A 20,295-nucleotide genomic window follows, 5' to 3' on the forward strand; every position below is an offset into this window, starting at 1 on the left:
GCGGTCAGGGGCGGGCGGCGGTGAGGTCCGCCGTCCAGCCGAGCACGGCGTCGGCGATCCGCGCGAACCCGGCGTAGCGGGGGCCGGCCACCGGATCGCCGGCGAAGCGCCGGTACAGCTGCATCCAGGCGATCGCCAGCCGTAACCGGGCCAGCGCCAGATGGAAGCCCAGCTCGGCCGGCGGGCGGCCCGCCGCGGCGAAGTAGCCCGCGGCGACCTGCTCGCGCCGCGGGAAGCCGGATTCGAGCGAGGGCACCTGGCGCAGCTCGTGCAGCGCCGGCGGGTCGTCCGGCTCGATCCAGTAGGACAGCAGCACCGCCAGGTCGAACAGGGGGTCGCCGCGGGTCGTCATGTCCCAGTCGAGGACGGCGACCGGGGCGAGGGTCCCCGGGGCGACGAGCATGTTGTCGAACTTGAGGTCGCCGTGGATCAGGCGCGCCTCGCCCGCCGGCACGTCGACGACGGCGGCGCGCAGCCAGCCGATCACCGCCCTGGCGGCGGCCGGCGGCCCGTCGGGGTACACCGCGGCGGCCCGGCGAGCCCAGCCCTCCACCTGCCGGCCGAGGAACCCCTCGGGCCGGCCGAGATCCCCGAGCCCGACCGACGCCGGGTCCAGGGCGTGCAGGGCTGCCATCGCCGCCAGCAGGGTCGCGGTCAGCCGCCCGGGAACCGAGTCGGCACCGGCGGGCTCGGCCGCGGCGAGCGCGGGCGGCACGGTGGCGCCGACGGTGACGCCGTCGCGGTACTCCAGCACCTGGAACTGGGCGCCGAGAACGTCGGTGTCGGTGCAGAAGTGCACCCCGCGCGGGGCGAGCGGGTAGCCCGCGCCGAGCTGGCGCAGCACCCGCCACTCGCGCGCCATGTCGTTGGCGCCCTCCGCCGACGGCCCGGGCGGCGGGCGGCGCAGCACGGCGGGGCTGCCGTTCACGGACACCAGATAGTTGAGGTTCGCCAGGCCACCGGCGAACTGGCGGGGAGCGACGTCGGTGTCCAGGTGCAGCCCGTGACGGGCCAGCTCGGCGGCGACCCGGTCCCAGGGCTGGGCGATCGTCGTCTCGGGCGGTCGGAACCGCGGGTCGACGCCGGTCACCCCGCGTCCCCCGAGCCGGAGGCGGCGGGCGCGGCGGGCGCGGCGGGCGCGGCGGTGAGCTGGCCTCGGTTCCCGGCGACGATGCCCGCGCGGCGGCCGGCGACGCCGCCGGCGTCGAAGCCGCGTTCCAGCCAGGCGGCGGCGGCGCGCGACTCGGCGGCCAGCGCGTCGGCGGTGCCCTGCGCCGCGATCGCCCGCGCGGAGGCGAGGAACGCCACCCGCGTCGCCGGGTCCGACGCGCGGATGCGCTGGGCGAGGCGGTGGGCGGCGGGCAGCAGGTCGTCGTGCGGGACGACCTCGCTGACCAGACCCGCGTCCCGGGCGGCCACCGGGTCGAGGAACTCACCGGACAGGCTCATCCGCAGCGCCCGGCGCTCGCCGACCGCCCGCGGAAGCAGGACACTCATTCCCCAGCTCGGCAGGACGCCGACCCGGGTGTGGGTGTCGGCGAACGCCGCCCGCTGCGAGGCGATGAGGATGTCGCAGTGCAGCGCCAGCTCGAAGCCGCCGGTGATCGCCGGACCGTTGATCGCGCCGATCAGCGGCTTGCCGGTCGGCTCCCAGGGCAGACCGGGCGGCGGGCCGGCGTCGCCCGGACGGGTCTGGGCCAGGCGCAGGTTCTCGCCGCTGCCGGCCACCTCGCCGAGGTCGAGGCCGGCGCAGAACGCCGGGTCGGCGCCGGTGAGGACGACGACGTCGACGGCGTCGTCGGCGTCCGCCGCGGCGAGCGCCGCCCGCAGGGTCCGGATCAGCCGGGCGGTCAGGGCGTTGCGTGCCTTCGGCCGGTGCAGGGTGAGGACGGCGACCCCGTCCACCCGCTCGACCAGGAGTTCACCGGTGCCGGGATCGGCGTCGACCATGACGGCTCCTCGTTCGGAAGGGTTCGGCTGTCGGGCGGCGGGCGCCGGTCAGAGCGGTGGGCGCCGGTCGTCAGAGCGGTGGGGCGCCGGTCAGAGCGGTGGGACCGCCGGCAGGTCCGGGTAGTCGGGGGCGTGCCCGCCCGCGCGCCCGCGCATCGCCTCGGCGACCTCCTCGGCCTGGAAGGCTCCCGTCTGCCAGGTCGCGATCTGGTCGAGCCCGGCGGCGACGTCGTGGTCGCGGGCGTAGAGCAGGCTCTCCTTGCTGCCCCAGACCGCCAGCGGGCTGCGCGCGGCGATCTCGGCGGCGATCTCGCGGACCCCCGCGAGCAGCGCGTCGTGGTCGTCGAACACCTCGTTGACGAGGCCGAGCTCGCGGGCCCGCGCGGCCGGCAGGCGCCGTCCGGTGTAGGCCAGCTCCCGGGCCACCCCGGCCGGGATGAGCGTCGGCAGGCGCTGCAGGGTGCCCAGGTCCGCGGTGATCCCGATGTTGGTCTCCTGGACGACGAAGAAGGCGTCGGCGGTGGCGTACCGCAGGTCGCAGGCGGTGATCAGATCGAGGCCGCCGCCGAGGCAGNCGCCCTGCACGGCCGCGAGCACCGGCATCCGGGCCCGCTCCAGCGCGGTGAAGGCGTCCTGCATGCGGGCGATGAGCCGCTTGCGGNCGGCGTTGGCACGCGCCGGGTCGCCGCCGGACAGCAGGTCGCTGTGCTCGAACGCGGACAGGTCCATCCCGGCGCAGAAGTGTCGGCCGGTCGAGGAGATGATCAGCGCCCGCACGTCACCGGCGTCGCTGAGCCGGCCGACGGCGTCGGGAAACTCCCGCCAGAACTCCGGCAGCAGCGTGTTGAGCGCGGCCGGCCGGTTGAGCACCAGCTGCGCGACCCGGCCGATGACGTCGACCTCGAAGCAGCGGTGGNCCACGGCGGACTCCTCATCTGTGCGGCACNGCTCTTCGGCGCTCCGACGACGGCCTGCCCTCGGGTCCCCGAACCCTGATCTCGATAAGAGTAAACTAAGTATACTAACTTCGCGAGCAACACCGAGGGCCACACGGCCCCATCGACCGTGGTGGCCGGCCCGAACGGGGCCACGGTCGACCGACTCCGGGGGCGCGGCGCGCGGGCACCACGACCNCCTGCCGTGAGGTGGCCGACGCCGGCGGCCGCGTCCCCGGGCCACCCGCCCCCGCGGCGCAGAGGTGCCGTGGGGGCGGATGGGGTCGAGGCCCGGTGGGGCCCCGGCGGGTCAGGACAGGACGTAGCCGCCGTCGACGACGATCTGCTCGCCGGTCTGGTACCGGGACGCCGCCGAGGCCAGGTAGACGGCGATGCCGCCCAGGTCCGCGGGGGTGCCCCAGCGCCGGCCCAGCAGCCGCGGCAGCGAGCGGGCGGCGAACTTCTCGTCGTCGAGCAGGTCGTCGGCCAGCGCGGTGCGGATGTANCCGGGCAGGATCGCGTTGACCCGGATGCCGTCGCGGCTCAGCTCCACCGCGCAGCTGCGGACCAGGCCGGACAGCGCCGCCTTCGCGGTGCCGTACGCCTGGGTCCGGGCGAAGCCACGGTTGGTCCCGATGATGCTCGACACCGCGACGAGGCTGCCTCCCGCGCCGGCGGCGACCATGTGCCGGGCCGCGGTGCGGAAGGTGAGGAACACCCCGTCCAGGTTGATCCGCAGCACCTGGTGCCACTGGTCGAGAGTCAGGTCGGTGAAGCGCATCGGCTCCCCGCCGATGCCGGCGTTCGCGAAGCAGGAGTCGATCCGTCCGAACACACCGACCGCCTGCTCGAACGCGTCGATGACCTGCGCCTCGTTCCCGACGTCGCAGCGCAGCGCGAGCACCTTGCCGCCGTGCGCGGCGAGGGTCTGCTCCGCGGCGGCGTTCTTACGCTCGTTCGTGCCGAGGATGACGACGTCCGCCCCGGCGGCGGCCAGCGCCTCGGCGATGCCCAGGCCGATCCCGCCGTTGCCCCCGGTGACGAGCGAGACCTGGCCCCGCAGGTCGAACGAGGCGACGTCCGCCGGCTCGGGGCTCGGGCCCGCCGCCGCGGGACGGTCCGTCGGAACGGGACCGGCGGTCGCGGTGGGACGAGCGGTCGCGGTGGGACGGGTCATCGCGTCGCGTCGAGCAGCAGGGGCCACACCGCCGGGTCGGCCTTCCAGGTGTCGTAGAAGGCCGTCCGGGTGTAGATGCCGCTGATCTTCGCGATGAGGCCCTTGCCGACCTCCTCCGGCGTCCCGACGACCGAGAACGTGTGCAGGATTTCGTCGCTGATGAGGTCGGCCATGCCGTCCCACTCGCCGCGCTTGGACAGGTTGGTGAGCTCCGGCTGCAGGTCGCCCCAGCCGTGCACGTCGAGGACGGCCTTGTAGGCCGGGGTGGAGGCGTAGAAGGCGATCTGCTTCTTGGTCCCGAAGACCGCCGCCGCCAACTCCTCCTCGGTGCGCCCGACCGTCACGAACGACGGCCCGGCGATCGCGAAGCCGTCCAGATCGGCCCTGCCGGCCTTCGCCCGCCCGCGCAGCAGGGCCGGGAGGGTGACCTCCTCGAGGTACTTCTTCGTGCTGAACGGGTGGACGAAGAAGCCGTCGGCCACCTCGCCGGCGACCTCGGTCATCCCCTCGCCGACGCCGGCGAGGTACACCGGCGGTGGGCCGTAGGAGTGCGGCGACGGCGCGAAGAACGGCGTCATGAGGGTGTGGGTGTAGAAGTCGCCGCGGAAGGCGAGCTTGGTGCCGTTCTGCCAGGAGTCCCAGATCGCCCGGGTGGCCAGGACCAGCTCGCNCATCCGGGCGGCCGGGTGCGACCAGGTCATCGAGAACCGCTTCTCGATGTGCGGCTTGATCTGCGAGCCCAGGCCCAGGATGAACCGGCCCTCGCTGTACTGGGCCAGGTCGTAGCCGAGGTAGGCCAGCGTCATCGGGGTCCGCGCGAAGGCGATCGCGATCGACGTGCCGACGCTCGCGGTCGAGGTCGCGTTGGTCGCCTGCAGCGTCTGCAGGAACGGGTCGTGGCGGGTCTCCCCCACCCAGATGCCCGCGTAGCCCTCCTTCTCGATACGCGCCGCGCCCGCCGGCGTCGCCGCGAGGTCGTCCGACAGGTTTGCGTCGATCTTCATCCGCTCTCCTCCTGATGGCGGGGCCTGTCGACGACCGCCGCGCCCGTCTCATCATGCCGCCAGGGGCCGCCAGATGACCTGCCGACGTAGTTCACCAAGTGCTCTTTGACGACGCCGATCCGCCGTGCGACGCGCGCACCCACGGCCAACCACGCCGATCGATACCGACAGCACCCGGACGATTCCAGGCGGTGCCTCCAACCGGGAGCCGCGCGGCGCCACCGGTGGACCGGCCACAGCCGCCACACCCGGAGAACTCACACCCCTACCCCGCCGACATAGTTTACTAGGTATTCGATGACGGCTGCCACCGCCTGGAGGCGGGTCGTCATCCCCGCCCGACGGCACGACTCCACCGAACGTCATGATCGCCAGAGTTGGAGCTCGGGCCGGGGCAGTCCGCACGCCCCCCTGGTCGGAGGTGGATACGCCCTCCGGCCAGGACGGACCACCCGACCGGGGCAGGCCGGACCACCCGACCGGGGCAGGCCATACCGCTCAGCCAGGGCAGGCCGGGCCGCCTCCCGGCGGGGGGCCGGCTGGCCCTCCGCGACGCCCGCGACCACACCGCTTTACCTGATTCGCGGGTAGGACGAAGGTGCCGTCGCGGGCGACCTTCGACACGCGCGGTGTCCATCTGGTTCTGTGTCGGCACGGCCGCGCGCCGCCCGCCGAACGCCGGCGCGCCGTCCGCGGATGGCGACATAACCGCCTGAGCAGGGTATATGCCAGGCTTGAAGAGCGGCCCTCGGTGAATCGACCGGCGAAGCGCGCCGATGCTAGCTCGCACCTGGATTACCGCGGGTAGCTGCCCCCGGTCGGACTTTCGCCCCTATTACTGGCCGGCCCNCCACAAATGTAGGATGTTCATGTCGATCAGTCATCGACACTCGGGCCGGGGTGATTACCGGCCGCAATCCCCTCCGCAAAGTGGCCGCGAGACGTCTGCGCGGCCGCAGATCCCATGATTCCGCGTTTCCGACAATCGGAGGACGACGGCGTGACCGACAACGCCGCGGCAGCTCAGCCGCTGCACGTGCAGGGTCGAGATGCGGTGATCGCCGCATCACAGGGCGTGACCTGGCGTGACGGAGAGCCCCCGGATTACCACCTGTCCCACCAGACCATGCCGGCGGAACGCTCCGTGCACCACGAGCCCGGTTCACTCGCCGACATCGTGGAGCGGGTCGTCCAGGTCTTCGAGATGGAGNTGTCCCACAAGAAGAACCCGTCCGAGTGGGTCAGCATGGTCGCCGACAAGGTCAGGGTCAGCGTCAACGGCGGACCCGGGGTGGGCAGCGCCGAGCTGGCCGAGCGGGGCAGCTACAACGTCCTGATCGGGGAGAACCCGTACTACTCGGCCACCGAGGAATCCTTCGAGTCGTCGCACGACGTGTTCCACGAGGCATTCCCCGGGGGCTTCTTCTGGGAGGTCCTGGAGGTCTACTCGCCGCCGCCCGTGATCACTTTCAAGTGGCGGCACTGGGGCACCTTCAGCGGTCCCTACAAGGGAGTCGAGCCCACCGGCGAGCGCATCGAGATGTACGGCGTGACGGTCGCCCACGTGACCGACGACCTGCGCCTCACCGATACCCAGCACTTCTACGACAACACTGATTTCCTGGGCCGGCTCGCCCGCGGTCAGCTCGCACCCAACCCGCACGCCCACCAGTAGGAACCGCACCGCGGCGCCCGGCCGGGGGCGCCGCGGTCCACCCTCGACGGTCCACGCTCAGACGGTCCGCCCTCAAGCGGGCGGGCGGGCGGTACCGGCAGGCCTGGCGGTGTCGATCACGGCGGTGAACCGGTCCTGGGCCTCCTGCGGATCGACCCGCCAGTGCCGGGCCGTGCCCGCCTCGCGGGCCAGCGCGTCGGCCAGCGACCTGCCCTCGCCCTCGGCGTACAGCTCCCAGGCGGCGGCCAGCGCGCGCCGGCTCGTCCGCGCGGTTGCCGCCGCGAGCTCCACCGCCCGCGTCACCACCGCCTTGTGCGCCACCACCTCGGTAACCAGGCCGATGCGCAGCGCCGTGGCGGCGTCGATCTGCTCGCCGGTCGCGGTGAGCCGGCGCGCCCAGCGCGTTCCGACCGCCCGCGGCAGCAGGGCGCTGAGCCCCCAGCCGGGCACCAGGCCGACCCGGGCATGCGTGTCGGCGAAACGGGCCCGCTCGGAGGCCACCGCGAACGAGCAGCTCAGCAGCACCTCCAAGCCGCCGGTAACGCACGTGCCGTTCACCGCGGCGACCACCGGCTTCGTCATCGCCCGCAGGGTCGCNGCCGGGTTGAGCGAACGCACCCCGCGCGGCTTCGGGCCGGGGCCGAGCGCCTCGGTCAGGTCGACCCCCCCGGTGAACGCGGGATCGGTGCCGGTCAGCACCACCGCGACCACCGCGTCGTCCCCCTCGGCCTCGGTCAGTGCCGCCATCAACGCCTGCCGGGTCGCGACGTTCAGCGCGTTGCGCACGGCCGGGCGGTGCAGCGTCAGCAGCAGCACCGGACCACGCCGCTCCACCAGCAGCGGCCCGGACCGGTCCACCAGCAAAGGCTCGGGCCGGTCCACCAGCGGCGGCTCGGGCCGGTCCGCGGCCGGGCCACTCACCGGCTCCCACCTACCACCGGGCCGCCGCCCCCGGCCCTGGCCTGGGCGGGGGCGGAGCTCGCGGCGCCGATCGCGGCCACCTCGTCGTCGGTGAGCGCGACCCAGGCGGCGTCGACGTTGGCGTCGAGATGACGGACCTTCGACGTGCCGGGAATGGGCAGCAGCACCGGGGAGCGCCGCAGCAGCCAGGCGAGCGCGACCTGCGCGGCGTCCGCCTCACGGGCGGCGGCGATGGCGTCGAGTACCGCGCCGAGGCGCTCGCCGACCAGCACCGGTGCCCACGGCAGGAAGGCGAGCCCGTCGCGCTCGCAGACGGCCAGCACCGCCTCCGCCGTCCGGTCTCCGGCGTTGTACCGGTTCTGCACGCTGACCACCTCGCCGAGCGAGCGGGCGAGCGCGAGCTGCTCGGGTGTCACGTTCGACACGCCGATGTGGCGGACCTTGCCCTCCCGCTGAAGGTCGAGGAAGGCACCGACGGTGTCCTCGTAGGGCACCTGGGGGTCGGGCACGTGCACCTGATAAAGATCGATGGCCTCGACCCGCAGCCGGCGCAGGCTCTTCTCGCACTCGGCCCGGATGTGCTCGGGGCGGCCCAGCGGCGGCAGGCTCGTCGCTCCCGGGGCGATCTTTCCCGGCCGGAAGCCCGCCTTCGTGGTGATGAGCAGGTCGTCGGGGTACGGGTACAGCGCCTCGGCGATGATCTCCTCGGACTCGCCGTACCCGTAGATGTTCGCGGTGTCGATCAGGTTGACGCCGCGCTCGTACACCCGGCGGGTGAGNGCGACGGCCTGCGCGCGGTCGCGGACCCCCTCGGCGTTGCGGGCGCCGGAGATCCGCATGGCGCCGAAGCCGAGGCGGCGCACGGTGTGGCCGGCCAGGCGGAACGTGCCGGTCGTGGTGTCGTCGAGGGTGCGGTGGGCCATGTCTCGATCACGAGCCTCTCGCTGGCGGGATGGCTGCGGGTCCCGGGGCCGTTCGCCCGACAGCGGCACCAAACGGGGCGATGTGGGACCGTACGTCAGGTGGTCGACGGTTCGTTCGCCAGCCCGCGCGGCCCGTCCGGGACGGCGTGCCGGCGGGTGCCGCCGCGGCCGGGGGACGATCCGTCGCGGCGCGCCGCGACGGATCGGCAACCAGGTGCACACCCCGCTATTAGAGCACTAAGTTAACTACCAGAACGCGGATTCCGGCCTGTCAACCCGCACGACCCCGCACCGCACCGCACCGCTCCGCCCCGCCGTCCCGGGGCGACGACAGGCACGGCAATACATTTTACTGTTTACACTATTAATCGGTCCCTTCGTCGCGGGCCCCGCCTGCCGACGGCCGGGCCGACGCACCCGTGGCCCGGCCGGCGCCGAGCCACCGTCCTTCCGAGAGGAACTCACGTGCAGATCGCGGATTCAGTCGCAGTGGTGACCGGCGGGGCGTCCGGCCTCGGCCTCGCCACCGCCACCCGGCTCGTCGACGCCGGCGCGAGCGTCGTCCTGCTCGATCTCCCGAGCTCCAACGGTGCCGCGGTCGCGGAGAAGCTCGGCAGCGCCGTGCGCTTCAGCCCCGGTGACGTCACCTCGCCCGAGGACGTCACCGCCGCGTTGGACGCGGCCGCCGAGCTCGGCCCGCTGCGGATCGCCGTCAACTGCGCGGGCATCGGCAACGCCGCGAAGACGCTGGGCAAGCAGGGGCCGTTCCCGCTCGACCTCTTCGAGCGGGTGGTGCGGGTCAACCTGATCGGCTCGTTCAACGTCATCCGGCTCGCGGCGGAGCGGATCAGCCAGGTCGAGGAGATCGAGGGCGAGCGCGGCGTCATCATCAACACCGCGTCGGTGGCGGCGTTCGAGGGTCAGATCGGCCAGGCGGCCTACTCCGCCTCCAAGGGCGGCATCGTCGGCATGACCCTGCCGATCGCCCGCGACCTGGCCAACCTGAAGATCCGCGTGGTCACGATCGCCCCCGGCCTGTTCGACACCCCGCTGCTCGCCTCCCTGCCGGAGCCGGCCCGCATCTCCCTCGGCCAGCAGGTGCCGCACCCCTCCCGGCTGGGCTCCCCCGACGAGTACGGCCTGCTCGCCACCCAGATCATCGCCAACCCGATGCTCAACGGCGAGACGATCCGCCTCGACGGCGCGATCCGGATGGCGCCGAAGTAGATCGCCCTACCGCCCGCCGGGGCGGGTGGCTAGGCCACCGGCCCGGCGGCGGGGACGGCCTGGTCGGGGCGACGCTGGGCGGGGACCACGGGGCTCGCCGCCCAGCGCGGCCGCCGCCGCTGCGCCGGCCGTTCGACCAGATAGTGGGAGCCGGCGGCGAGCGCGGTGCTCAGCGCGATGGCGATCAGCACCTGGGCCGGCGTGTCGACGCGGTCGCCGAGGCGGTCGCGGACGGTGCCGGCGACCGGGAAGTGCCAGAGGTAGAACCCGTAGGAGATGCGGCCGAACCAGGCCATCGGCGCACTGCCGAGCACGACCGCGAGCGGGGCCTGCCGGCACCGGTCGAGGGACACCACGACCACCCCGGCGAGCAGCGCGACACCGGTGAAGCCGCCCAGGTCCAACGCGGTGATCCCGTGCCCCGGCTCGGGAGCGACGAAGGCGAGCCCCACCAGCGCCGCCAGCGCCACCGGCCCGGCGACCGGCAGAATCACCCCGGAGGCGCCGCGCAGGCGCGCCGCGANATCGGCCAGCCGCACCGCGCCGGCGAAACCGTGCAGCCGGGCCCCGCCCGGGTCCGCCGGCCCCGGCAACCGCGGCCCGACCCACCCCCAGGCGGCGAGGGCGGCCCCGACGAGCAACGCGTCGGCGCGGGTGTCCAGGCCGAAGTAGATCCGGGCGTCGCTCACCCCGGCGGCGATGAGGATCTCCCGCCAGACGAACACGGCGACCGCCGCGGCGGTGAGGATCGCCGGCAGCCGCCGCCGGGCCGCCGGGCGCCGGCACAGCAGGACCAGCACCGCCGGCCAGATCAGGTAGAACTGCTCCTCCAGCGACAGCGACCAGGTGTGGCCGAACCAGGCGCCGCCGGAGTCCGGCCGGAACACCCGGTAGTAGTTGTTGACGTAGAGCAGCGAGCTGACCGCGTTGTCCAGGAAGTCCCACTGGTCGGCCCGGTTCTTCACCGCGACGACGAGCACCGCGCCGACCGCGACGAAGACGCCGAACGCCGGCAGCAGCCGGAAGGCACGCCGCACGTAGAACCGGGCCAGGGAGACGCTGNCCGTGCGGTCCCGCTCGGCCAGCAGCAGCCCCGTGATCAGGAAGCCGCTGAGCACGAGGAACACGTCGACGCCGAGAAACCCGCCGGACAGGACGTTCATGTGGAAGCCGAGCACCGCGAGGACGGCGAGCGCCCGCAGGCCGTCGAGGGCCGGGTTGTACCCCGCGGCCCGCGGAACTCCCGGTGAACCACCGGATTCAGGCATCATTCCAGCCACCCCCAGGACAGAACGATCTGACGTGCGCGGATCCCGCCGACGCGGGCCGCGGCGCCCGCACCCCGCGGCCCGACGGCACCGCCGGTCGTGTGCGACGCGACACAAGCGGCACTCTAACGTTCGTTCGCCCGAAACGGGCTCGACCCAGGCGGAATGCGCCCGAAGGGCCCGGCCGGTCTTCCGTGGCCGTGCTGTGCCGGACATCTCGCCCCGAGTGCGCGCATCGGGCGTCCTGGCAGGCAAAGGTGGAACAGACGGTCGTGCTGCGGGGTGCGCGGCCCGACGACGGGAGGAACACGGTGGCGGACGGGAGAGATGCCGGCAGCGCGGTGAAGTCGGCCGCGGAGCACCGCGAGTTCGTCGACCTCGTCGAGGCGCTGCGCGCGGCCCAGGACACGATCACCGGCGCCANCCCGCCCGAGGACGTCGCCCGCAAGGCCCGGGAGGGGCTGGAGGAGGTGACCCGGTTGCTCGCGCCGTTCACGGTGAGCGAGGCCGAGCAGCTCGCCGGCTACCTGATCACCGAGCCCGGCCACGCCCAGGCGCTCGCGCCGGTTCTCCACGTCGACGAGAGCAGCACCGAGCACGTGCGGGGCCGGCTGGTACTCGGGCGTTACTACCTGGGCGGCAACGGCGCCGCGCACGGCGGCAGCATCCCGCTGTTCTTCGACGACGTGCTGGGCCGGCTGGCGAACGACGGCGGGCGAGGCACCTCCCGCACCGCCTACCTGCAGGTCAACTACCGCAAGATCACCCCGGTCGGGCAGGAGCTGCGTGTCGAGGCCCACGTCGACCGGGTGGAGGGCCGCAAGCGCTTCGTGGTCGGGACGATCCACGACCCCGAGGGCGACCTCACCGTCGATGCCGAGGGACTGTTCGTCGCGTTGCGCCCCGGCCAGCCCTGATCGCCCTCGCGGCCGGGCAGGCCGGACGGGACACCGACACCGACAGTGAGCGAGCCTTCGCGGGCGGCTCGAGGAGTGGAGGAAACGGTGGCAAGGGCGAGACACGCGTGGGGCCATGACGTGCCGCCCGCGGAGCACCCCGAGTTCGTCGGCCTGATCGAGGCACTGCGCGCGGCGCAGGAGACGATCACCGGCGCCCGGCCGCCGGAGGACGTCGCCCGCAAGGCCCGGGAGAACCTCGAGGAGATCACCCGGTTGCTCAGCCCGTTCACCGTGGGCGAGTCCGAGCAGCTCACCGGCCAGATGAGAGGCCTTCCGGGCCGGGCGCAGGCGCTGGCACCGGCCTTCCACGTCGACGTCGAGGGCAACGACCGGGTTTCGGGCCGGGTCGTGTTCGGACGCTTCTACCTGGGCGGCAACGGCGCAGCGCACGGCGGNAGCCTTCCGCTGCTGTTCGACGAGGTGCTGGGCCGGCTGGCGAACACCGGCGGCCGTAGCCCCTCCCGGACGGCCTACCTGCACGTGAACTACCGCAAGATCACCCCCGTCGGCCCGGAGTTGCGGGTGGAGGCCCACTTCGACCGGGAGGAAGGCCGCAAGCGCTACCTCGTCGGGACGATCCGCGATCCCGAGGGCGACGTCACCGCGGACGCCGAGGGGCTGTTCGTGGCGCTGCGCCCCGNCCANCCCTGACCGCCCCCGCTCGCCGCGTTCACCCCGGCTGAGCTGGGATTCTGCTTCAGCCCCACGGCGAGGGGGTAGTTGAGGCAGCATGAGGCTCGACCGCGGCACGTGGCCCCCTCACCGGCTCGGCCCAGGTTGGCTGCGGCCCGNCCCCCGGTCCGGCGGTGCCCCCCGTTGACGGCGCTGTCCTCCAGGGCGGGGCGCTGGTTCGCCGCGCTGCTGCCACTGCTCATGCTGGCCGGGGTCGCCGCGTTGGAACTGAGCAACCGGGAGTGGACAGTCCTGGAGCTGGCGGTGCTGAGCCCGATGCTTNCCGCCACGTTCGGTGGCCCTCGGCTGACCGCGCTGTACGGGGTGCTGGCCATCGGCGTGGGAGTCATGCTCGGCATTTACGATCATCTGTTCGGTCAGAACGATGGCGGCCCGACCGCCCAGATGGTGCGCCTCGGCGGGGTCGCCGTGGGCGGCGTGCTGGCGGTGCTGGTCAGCCGGTACAACACCCGACGGGAGACGAAGCTGCAGAACGTCACCCGGGTGGCGGAGGTGGCCCAGCAGTCGATCCTCGCCGCGGTGCCGCGCTCGTCGGGGGACCTGCGCTTCGCGGTGCGCTACGAGAGCGCCGCGGCCGAGGCGCGCATCGGCGGGGATCTGTACGAGGTCGTCGACACCGCGTGGGGCACCCGGCTGCTCGTCGGCGACGTGCGCGGCAAGGGCCTCGACGCGGTGCGCATCGCCAGCCGGGTGCTGGGCTGCTTCCGGATCGTCAGCCGATCCGCGGACGACCTGCCCGCGGTGCTGGCCGGTCTGAACGACGAGGTCGCCGAGGTCTGCGGGCTCGACGACTTCGTCACCGCGGTGGTCGGGCAGATCGACGGCCAGCGGCTGTGGCTGGCCAACGCGGGCCATCCCGACCCGGTGCTGGTGCGTGCCGGGCGGGCGAGCCTGCTCTGCGTCCCGATCCGGCTGCCGCCGTTGGGCCTGCTCAGCGGCCCTACGGGCGCCGACGGGGGCGGCGGGGGCATCGCCGAGAACACGATCGAGGTCATGCTGCTGCCCGGGGATCGCCTGCTGCTCTACACCGACGGCGTCACCGAGGCCCGCGACCCCACGACCGGCCGGTTCTTCCCGCTGCTGCCCGCGGTACAGGCCGCGCTGTCCCGCGGCACACTGGAGGAGTCCGTCGCCGACCTGGTCGACCATGTGCGGGCGTGGACCCGCTCGACCCTGAACGACGACGTGGCCCTGCTGGCCGCCGAGCTGCCCCGCCCGGCGGGCCGGCTGCGCCGAGGCCCACCGGGCGGCTGATCCCCCGTCGACGGCCGCCTCCCCGTCGACGGCCGCCTCCCCGTCGACGGCCGCCTCCCCGTCGACGGCCGCCTCCCCGTCGGGTGGCCCGTGACGGCGCGGCCAGGGCGCGGTCAGGACGAGCGGGCGACGGCGCCGTCGCGGAACCGGTTCATCCGTTCGAGCCGCTCGTCGATCTCGTCACGGAAGGCCGCCAGCCGGCTGATCTTCTCGTCGATCTCCGCGCGGAGCTTGACATACGCGGTCTCACCCTCGGACAACAGCCGCAGCCGGTCGCCGTCGTCGGAGGCGGCGTGGAACTCCACCCGTACCTGGGCGAGCCGGTCCTCGTAGGCGAGGATGGTCCCGATCTCGTCCAGGTTGAAACCAAGCAGGGTCTGCAGCTCCCGGATCCGGCGGACGCGGGCCAGGTCGGAGTCGGCGTAGAGCCGGTTGCCGCCGGAGGTCCGCCCCGACGGGGTGAGCAGCCCCACCTCCTGGTAGTACCGCAGCGCCCGCACCGAGACTCCGAGCTCCTGCGCGGCCTGCCCGATGCCGCACAGCTCGCGCGCCGCCTTCTTCATCTGGTCCTTGTCACGCACCCCACGATTGTTTCTCACGTCCGCGCCGCGGCCGGGTGGCGCCTCCTCGCCGTCGACGGTGTCGCCCATCGCCTGTCAGGACCTCTCTGGGCTGGGATGTGNCGAGTCAGGGCCGTCCTTGTTCCGCGGCCCTACCGTTCGGCGGCCAGCGTGCCGCCGTCCGCAGGCAGTGCGCTGCCCGCGCCGTCCTCCATCGCCGCGACGTCGCCGACGCCGGCCAGGCCCTCGCCGGCGTCCTCGATCAGCGAGTGGCGCACGTGCGGGGCGCCCTTGCCGCGCAGCCAGGACAGCACCGCGCCGAGCGCGCAGGCGATGGCGGCGAAGTAGAAGGCGAGGTGCAGGCCGTCGCCGAACGGACCGGCGATGAGGTTCGGGAAGAACGTGTGCCCGGTGAGGAAGTGGGCCTTGCTCGGGTCGAGGGAGTTCAACGTGTCCGGGCCGAGGAGCTGCTCGGTCGGGTTGATGCCGAGGAAGGCGGAGAACAGGCTGCCGATCGGTGGCAGGTTCGCCAGCTCGTGGGCCTTCGACGGGTCGACGCCCTGGGCGGTGAGGCCGGAGAACATCGCGTCCGGCAGGCTGGAGGCCAGGCCCAGGACGATGACGGTGAAGAACACGCCGATGGACAGCACGCTCGCCGAGTTCTGGAACGTGTTGAGCATTCCGGCACCGGCGCCGCGCTGGTTCGGTGGCAACGTGTTCATCACGGCCGTGGTGTTCGGCGCGGCGAACAGGCCCATGGACAGGCCCATCAGCAACAGGATGNCCGCGAACGCCACGTAGTTGAAGTCGATCGGGATCACGTTGAACAGCAGGAACGCGACGGCCGTGGTTACCAGGCCGATGGTGGCGAACGGGCGCGCGCCGTAGCGGTCGGCGAGCCGACCGGCCACCGGCCCGGAGAGCAGGAAGCCGACGGTGAGCGGGATCATGTAGATGCCGGCCCACAGCGGCGTCCGCTCGAAGCTGTAGCCGTGCAGCGGCAGCCAGATCCCCTGCAGCCAGATGATGATCATGAACTGCAGGCCGCCGCGAGCGAGCGCGGCGAGCAGCGCGGCCAGNCTGCCCATGGTGAACGCCCGGTTGCTGAACAGCTCCAGCTTGAACATCGGGTCCGGCGAGCGCAGCTCGATCACGACGAACCCGATCAGCACGGCGAGCCCGCCGAACATGCAGATCAGCACGAACGGCTTGGTCCAGCCCATCGTGTGGCCGCCGTAGGGCTGCAGGCCGTAGATGATGCCGGTCAGGATCGCGATGAGTCCGATGGCGAAGGTGATGTTGCCGGCCCAGTCGATCCGGGCCCGGGTCCGCACGCCGTTGTCGCGCAGCTTCAGGTAGGCCCAGACCGTCCCGAAGATCCCGAACGNCACCGACACCAGGAACACCAGGTGCCACTCGACCGGGGCGAGCAGGCCGCCCACCAGCAGGCCGAGGAACGACCCGGCGATGGCGGNGACACCGTTGATGCCCAGCGCCAGTCCACGCTCGTTCTCCGGGAACGCGTCGGNGATGATCGCGCTGGAGTTGGCGAACAGGAACGCGCCGCCGATGCCCTGCCCGACCCGCATGATGATGATCCACAATGCGGCGGTCGTGCCGTGCATCCAGGTGACGGNCAGCAGGATCGAGAACACGGTGAAGACCNCGAAGCCGAGGTTGTACATCCGCACCCGGCCGAACATGTCGCCGACCCGGCCGAGGCTCACCACGAGCACCGACGTGACCAGCATGAACCCCATCAGGGTCCACAGGAAGTACGACGTGTTCCCCGGGGCGAGCGGGTCGACCTTGATCCCCCGGAAGATGTCCGGGAGCGCGATGATCAGGATCGAGCTGTTGATCGTCGCCATCAGGACACCGATGGTCGTGTTCGACAGGGCGATCCACTTGTAGTTGTCCGAACCGGACACGGTCGGGACGTCATCGGCCCCGGGCGGCGAGGTGCCGGCGGTGGTGTCGGAAGTCGTCACGGCAGGAAGGCTAGTGCCTCCATCTCACGTCAGCGGTAGATGTGATGCGGCTCATAGTGGCTGCACGCACAAACGGGAACCTTCCGCGCACCNCCACCTCCGTTCCACCACCTCTGACGTGCACACGACACTCATGGGCGGCAAATTTCGCGGTACGGTTCATACCGTGAACATGGAGCCGAGCCGGGCGTACCGGCAGCGCAGCCGGGCCGAGACCACCGAGGCGAACACCGGTCGNATCCTGCGCGCGGCCACCGAACTCTTCGTCGAACGCCCGTTCGAGCACGTCACCCTGCCGGCGGTCGCCGAGCGGGCCGGCGTCGGCCTGCAGACCGTCATCCGCCGCGTCGGGACCAAGGACGGTCTCGTACGGGCCGTCAACCGCTGGATCGTGCCGCAGATCGCCGCCACCCGCGGCGACCCAAACGACGCCCGCCCGGTCGGCGACGACCTGGCCGGGGTGAGCGACCGGCTGGCCCGGCACTACGAGCAGTGGGGGCGGATCACCGAACGCACCCTGCACCAGCAGGACGCCTCCNCGGCGCTGAAGGAGAGCGCCGACGCCGGCCGGCGGGCCCACCGGGAGTGGATCGAGGCGGTCTTCGCCGCCGACCTCGATCCCCTTCCCCCGGCTGCCCGGGACGACCTCGCCGGCCGCCTCGCCGCCGTCTGCGGCGTCGAGTTCTGGCTCGTCCTGCGCCGCGACCAGGACCTGTCGGTGGCCGCCGCGCGTGCGGCCGTCGCCGACCTCGCCGCAGCCTGCCGCCACCTCGCCCGCCGCCCTCCCGCCTATCCAGAGGGATAAATCGGGCAACGAAGGCCTCCGGATAACCGGGGGCCCGCCCGCGGCCACGGCGCAGGCCGGAGTCGGCGGCGCAGGCCGCGCGCCCTCATCCGCTCCCCACCCCGCCAGATCGCCGCCCCGCCACATCCTCGCCCCGTCAGGAGATCGCCATGACGCGTTACCTCGTCCACTGTTCGACCGCCGCCGGACATCTGTTCCCGCTCATCCCCGGCCTGCTCGCCCTGCAGGAACGCGGCCACGACGTCCGGCTGCGCGTCGGCGCCGCGCTCGTCGACACCGCCCGGCGCGCCGGCCTGCGCGCCGAACCCTTCGATCCGCGCATCGACGAGATCGTCGTGCGTGACGACGCCGCCGGGAGTGGCGCCGACCAGCTCCGGCTGGCGCTGGCCGGGCTGATGGCCCGCGGGCCGTTCGAACGGGCCGACCTGACCGCGGCGATCGACGCCGTCGACCCCGACGTCGTCCTCGTCGACACCAACGCCTACGGCGCCGCGGTGGCCGCGCAGGCGTCCGGCCGGCCGTGGGCGATCACGCTGCCGTCCCTGGTCGCACTGCCCGGACGCGGCATCCCGCCCTACGGGCTGGGCCTCGCCCCGGCCCGCGGGCCCCTTGGGTGGGCGCGGGACCGGGCGCTGTGGCCGCTGGTGATCCGCCAGTACGGCAGGGCGATGCTGCCGCCGCTCAACGCGCTGCGCGCCGGGGCTGGCCTGCCCGCGCTGACGAACCCGCTGGAGCACTTCCTCAGCGCCGACCGGCTGCTGGTCCTCGCCGGCGACCCGCTGGAGTACCCGCGGGTGGATGCGCCGGCGAACGTCAGCTTCGTCGGCGCGCAGATCTGGGACCCGCCGGCCGCGGTGCCCGACTGGCTGACCGAGCCGGGCGACCCCTGGGTGCTCGTCACGATGTCCACCGATTACCAGGGCGACGAGCGGCTCGCCGAGGTGGCCGTCGAGGCGCTGCGCGACGAACCGGTGCGAGTGCTCGTCACCCTCGCCGACGCCCACGGCCGCGTCGATCTGCCGGCGGCGGCCAACGTTCGGACCGAGCGGTTCGTCCCGCACGGCCCGGTGCTCGCGCGGGCCGCGGCGGTCGTCTGCCACGGGGGGATGGGCATCGTCCACAAGGCGCTGGCGGCGGGCGTGNCGATCGTCGCGGTGCCCTTCGGCCGCGACCAGCCGGAGGTCGCCCGCCGGGTGGTCCAGGCCGGCGCCGGGATCAGCCTGTCGGCGAAGCGGCTGACCCCCGACGGGCTGCGCACCGCCCTGCACGCGGCGATGGCCGGCCGGGCGGCCAGCGCCGAGGCGTCCCGGCGGCTGCGGGCCTTCGTCGAGGATCAGTCCGCCCCGACCGGCGGACTCGACGGCGCCCACGCCGTCCCGACCGGCGCGTTCGCCGGCGACACCGAGGGTGCCGGTGAGTTCGATCCGGCCCGTGGACCGGCCGGGCTCGGCGGGGCGCGCTTCGCCGACGCCGCGCAGGAACTCGCCCCACCCACCGCGGCGGCCGACAACTCCCCGGTAATGATCACGTCGAGATAGTTGGTCGACGCCCGGGGACCGACAGGCGGGCTCTCCCGCTGCTGNCCTCCAGCACGATCATCCGCCTGCGGAAGAGGCGGTCTGGAGAAAATCCACCCACTTTTCGTCNAGGTATCCCCGCGCCGGCTCGTCACGAGTGCGACGGGAGGTCCCAGGTGCAGAGTTGCCGACAGATGCCCAGTTTGTCGGGGAGGCCGAGAATCTCCGCGAGGTTCTGAACTGCTTCGACCTACCAGCTGGCACTTGCCAGGAAAACCATGCGCTCCGACACAGGTGGCACCGTTTCCCCGCCCCCGACCGAGATAGCAGGCGTTTCCGCTAACGTCGCCTTCCAATTTGCTATTCACGGGACCGGAAAGGCGTGTCGCCACGGTGATTTTGATCGCATGTGCGAGGCTGAGTTCTCCTATGGAGCACCTTCTGCGCCATGGATAACCTTCATCGAAAGGTAGGAGGGTATGGCCTCAAAAAAACGCCTCGTGCTATTGCCGGCACTCGGCGCTTTTGGAACGCTAATGCTCTGCGGAACCGCCAACGCCGAACCNCCGAATCTCATCAACGGGTGCGTCAACCAATTCACGCAGATCGCACGGATCGTAACCGATCCGACCGTATGCCACGCGTACGAATACCGCGTGGTGTGGAACCGAGAAGGCGTCCCAGGCCCGGCAGGCACTGCCGGCGCCCCAGGACCAGCAGGACCAACAGGACCGGCAGGACCCGCTGGCACCAATGGCGCACCAGGACCGACGGGACCAGCAGGACCAGCAGGCGCTAACGGAGCCAACGGCGCACAAGGACCGACGGGACCCGCAGGACCGGCAGGCGCAAACGGAGCCAACGGCGCACAAGGGCCGGCAGGACCACAAGGCGCTAACGGCGTCGCGGGCCCGGCAGGTCCGGCAGGTCCGGCAGGCACTGACGGCGCCCCAGGACCAGCAGGCCCAACAGGACCGGCAGGACCGGCAGGACCCGCTGGCACCAACGGCGCACCAGGGCCAGCGGGACCAGCAGGCGCCAACGGAGCCAACGGAGCCAACGGCGCACCAGGGCCAGCGGGACCGGCAGGACCAGCAGGCGCCAACGGTGCGAACGGAGCCAACGGCGCACCAGGGCCGGCAGGACCAGCAGGCGCTAACGGAGCCAATGGCGCCAACGGCGCCAATGGCGCCAACGGCGCACCAGGGCCGGCAGGACCCGCAGGCGCTAGCGGCGCAGCAGGACCAGCAGGACCTAGCGGCGAGACTGGACCGACAGGACCGGCCGGCGCCGACGGCATCGCAGGCCCCGCAGGACCCGCAGGCCCCGAAGGTCCGGCAGGACCAGCCGGCACCGACGGCGCCNCCGGCCCAGCAGGACCAGCCGGCGCTGACGGCATCGCAGGCCCACCAGGACCAGCCGGCACTGACGGCGCC

At 72.8% G+C, this 20,295-nt stretch carries 13 protein-coding genes and 20 pseudogenes; 9 read left to right on the forward strand and 24 right to left on the reverse strand.

The genetic code is table 11. The features are described 5' to 3' along the window. Positions 1-4: 4 nt before the first annotated feature. The 9 genes and pseudogenes from UK94_RS27985 to UK94_RS68045 all read right to left on the reverse strand — a co-directional run. Positions 5-1,090 (reverse strand): phosphotransferase family protein, encoded by a 1,086-nt coding sequence (locus UK94_RS27985; protein ID WP_055752183.1) that lies wholly within the window; start codon positions 1,088-1,090, stop codon positions 5-7. Then, positions 1,087-1,950: an enoyl-CoA hydratase gene (locus UK94_RS27990; RefSeq protein ID WP_011605886.1), complete on the reverse strand. Its 864-nt coding sequence runs from the start codon at positions 1,948-1,950 to the stop codon at positions 1,087-1,089. The genes UK94_RS27985 and UK94_RS27990 overlap by 4 nt, the downstream gene beginning before the upstream one ends. Before the next feature lie 90 nt (positions 1,951-2,040). Next, a partial coding sequence (locus UK94_RS68025; protein ID WP_235490283.1) for an enoyl-CoA hydratase-related protein occupies positions 2,041-2,524 on the reverse strand: 484 nt, incomplete at its 5' end. 1 nt (position 2,525) lies between these two features. Further along, positions 2,526-2,611, reverse strand: a pseudogene (locus UK94_RS68030) (enoyl-CoA hydratase); the annotation flags it as partial. Position 2,612: 1 nt separating this feature from the next. Next, positions 2,613-2,820, reverse strand: a pseudogene (locus UK94_RS68035) (enoyl-CoA hydratase-related protein); the annotation flags it as partial. A gap of 375 nt (positions 2,821-3,195) precedes the next feature. Then, positions 3,196-3,390 (reverse strand): SDR family oxidoreductase (locus UK94_RS68040; RefSeq protein ID WP_235490285.1); only part of this gene is annotated, 195 nt, incomplete at its 5' end. Between the two features lies 1 nt (position 3,391). Further along, positions 3,392-4,062: pseudogene (locus UK94_RS28000) on the reverse strand (SDR family NAD(P)-dependent oxidoreductase); the annotation flags it as partial. Next, positions 4,059-4,732: TIGR03617 family F420-dependent LLM class oxidoreductase (locus tag UK94_RS28005; protein ID WP_235490287.1), on the reverse strand; the 674-nt coding region annotated here is incomplete at its 5' end. The gene UK94_RS28005 and the pseudogene UK94_RS28000, both read right to left, overlap by 4 nt. Before the next feature lies 1 nt (position 4,733). Further along, positions 4,734-5,066 (reverse strand): annotated as a pseudogene (locus UK94_RS68045) (LLM class flavin-dependent oxidoreductase); the annotation flags it as partial. 1,000 nt (positions 5,067-6,066) lie between these two features. Here UK94_RS68045 and UK94_RS68050 point away from each other — a divergent pair. Together UK94_RS68050 and UK94_RS28010 are read left to right on the forward strand one after the other, a co-directional pair. Next, positions 6,067-6,276, forward strand: a pseudogene (locus UK94_RS68050) (SnoaL-like polyketide cyclase); the annotation flags it as partial. A gap of 1 nt (position 6,277) precedes the next feature. After that, a pseudogene (locus UK94_RS28010) lies at positions 6,278-6,741 on the forward strand (SnoaL-like polyketide cyclase); the annotation flags it as partial. Positions 6,742-6,813: 72 nt separating this feature from the next. Here UK94_RS28010 and UK94_RS28015 read toward each other — a convergent pair. The 4 genes and pseudogenes from UK94_RS28015 to UK94_RS68060 all read right to left on the reverse strand — a co-directional run. Then, positions 6,814-7,338, reverse strand: a 525-nt coding sequence (locus UK94_RS28015; RefSeq protein ID WP_235490289.1) for an enoyl-CoA hydratase-related protein, incomplete at its 5' end; no start/stop codon positions are given. Position 7,339: 1 nt separating this feature from the next. Beyond that, positions 7,340-7,662: pseudogene (locus tag UK94_RS68055) on the reverse strand (enoyl-CoA hydratase-related protein); the annotation flags it as partial. Next, positions 7,659-8,441 (reverse strand): aldo/keto reductase (locus tag UK94_RS28020; RefSeq protein ID WP_235490291.1); only part of this gene is annotated, 783 nt, incomplete at its 5' end. The gene UK94_RS28020 and the pseudogene UK94_RS68055, both read right to left, overlap by 4 nt. Position 8,442: 1 nt before the next feature. Continuing rightward, a pseudogene (locus UK94_RS68060) lies at positions 8,443-8,585 on the reverse strand (oxidoreductase); the annotation flags it as partial. Between the two features lie 465 nt (positions 8,586-9,050). On the opposite strand from UK94_RS68060, the gene UK94_RS28025 reads away from it, so the two are divergent. After that, the gene (locus UK94_RS28025) at positions 9,051-9,812 is read left to right on the forward strand and encodes a 3-hydroxyacyl-CoA dehydrogenase (RefSeq protein WP_011605894.1); all 762 of its coding nucleotides are present in this window, start codon (positions 9,051-9,053) and stop codon (positions 9,810-9,812) included. 29 nt (positions 9,813-9,841) lie between these two features. Here the strand turns inward: UK94_RS28025 and UK94_RS68065 are convergent. The 3 genes and pseudogenes from UK94_RS68065 to UK94_RS76590 form a co-directional block, all read right to left on the reverse strand. Continuing rightward, positions 9,842-10,335 (reverse strand): acyltransferase family protein (locus UK94_RS68065; protein WP_235490293.1); only part of this gene is annotated, 494 nt, incomplete at its 5' end. 1 nt (position 10,336) lies between these two features. After that, a pseudogene (locus tag UK94_RS68070) lies at positions 10,337-10,874 on the reverse strand (acyltransferase); the annotation flags it as partial. Position 10,875: 1 nt separating this feature from the next. Beyond that, positions 10,876-11,296: pseudogene (locus UK94_RS76590) on the reverse strand (hypothetical protein); the annotation flags it as partial. A 383-nt stretch (positions 11,297-11,679) separates the two neighbouring features. Here UK94_RS76590 and UK94_RS68080 point away from each other — a divergent pair. The 3 genes and pseudogenes from UK94_RS68080 to UK94_RS28045 form a co-directional block, all read left to right on the forward strand. Further along, a complete protein-coding gene (locus tag UK94_RS68080) occupies positions 11,680-11,997 on the forward strand; it encodes a PaaI family thioesterase (RefSeq protein WP_268761688.1) in 318 nt (105 codons plus the stop codon). A 438-nt stretch (positions 11,998-12,435) separates the two neighbouring features. Continuing rightward, positions 12,436-12,679, forward strand: a pseudogene (locus UK94_RS68085) (hotdog fold domain-containing protein); the annotation flags it as partial. 315 nt (positions 12,680-12,994) lie between these two features. Beyond that, a pseudogene (locus UK94_RS28045) lies at positions 12,995-13,986 on the forward strand (PP2C family protein-serine/threonine phosphatase); the annotation flags it as partial. 113 nt (positions 13,987-14,099) lie between these two features. Here the strand turns inward: UK94_RS28045 and UK94_RS28050 are convergent. The 8 genes and pseudogenes from UK94_RS28050 to UK94_RS68130 form a co-directional block, all read right to left on the reverse strand. Beyond that, the gene (locus tag UK94_RS28050) at positions 14,100-14,636 is read right to left on the reverse strand and encodes a MerR family transcriptional regulator (RefSeq protein ID WP_011605899.1); all 537 of its coding nucleotides are present in this window, start codon (positions 14,634-14,636) and stop codon (positions 14,100-14,102) included. A 62-nt stretch (positions 14,637-14,698) separates the two neighbouring features. After that, a pseudogene (locus UK94_RS68095) lies at positions 14,699-15,329 on the reverse strand (MFS transporter); the annotation flags it as partial. 1 nt (position 15,330) lies between these two features. Next, a pseudogene (locus UK94_RS68100) lies at positions 15,331-15,625 on the reverse strand (MFS transporter); the annotation flags it as partial. A 1-nt stretch (position 15,626) separates the two neighbouring features. After that, positions 15,627-15,933, reverse strand: a pseudogene (locus UK94_RS68105) (MFS transporter); the annotation flags it as partial. A 1-nt stretch (position 15,934) separates the two neighbouring features. Next, positions 15,935-16,020, reverse strand: a pseudogene (locus tag UK94_RS68110) (hypothetical protein); the annotation flags it as partial. A 1-nt stretch (position 16,021) separates the two neighbouring features. After that, positions 16,022-16,074, reverse strand: a pseudogene (locus UK94_RS68115) (hypothetical protein); the annotation flags it as partial. A gap of 1 nt (position 16,075) precedes the next feature. Further along, positions 16,076-16,182 (reverse strand): annotated as a pseudogene (locus tag UK94_RS68120) (hypothetical protein); the annotation flags it as partial. Positions 16,183-16,212: 30 nt separating this feature from the next. After that, positions 16,213-16,537, reverse strand: a pseudogene (locus UK94_RS68130) (MFS transporter); the annotation flags it as partial. A gap of 241 nt (positions 16,538-16,778) precedes the next feature. On the opposite strand from UK94_RS68130, the gene UK94_RS68135 reads away from it, so the two are divergent. The 3 genes and pseudogenes from UK94_RS68135 to UK94_RS68140 all read left to right on the forward strand — a co-directional run. Next, positions 16,779-17,075: helix-turn-helix domain-containing protein (locus UK94_RS68135; protein ID WP_268761689.1), on the forward strand; the 297-nt coding region annotated here is incomplete at its 3' end. Positions 17,076-17,491: 416 nt separating this feature from the next. Next, positions 17,492-18,484, forward strand: a 993-nt coding sequence (locus tag UK94_RS28065; protein WP_235490295.1) for a glycosyltransferase, incomplete at its 3' end; no start/stop codon positions are given. A gap of 1 nt (position 18,485) precedes the next feature. Then, positions 18,486-18,880, forward strand: a pseudogene (locus UK94_RS68140) (glycosyltransferase); the annotation flags it as partial. Between the last annotated feature and the right edge of the window lie 1,415 nt (positions 18,881-20,295).

It is taken from the genome of Frankia sp. AvcI1, assembly GCF_001420875.1.
Lineage (GTDB): Bacteria > Actinomycetota > Actinomycetes > Frankiales > Frankiaceae > Frankia > Frankia alni.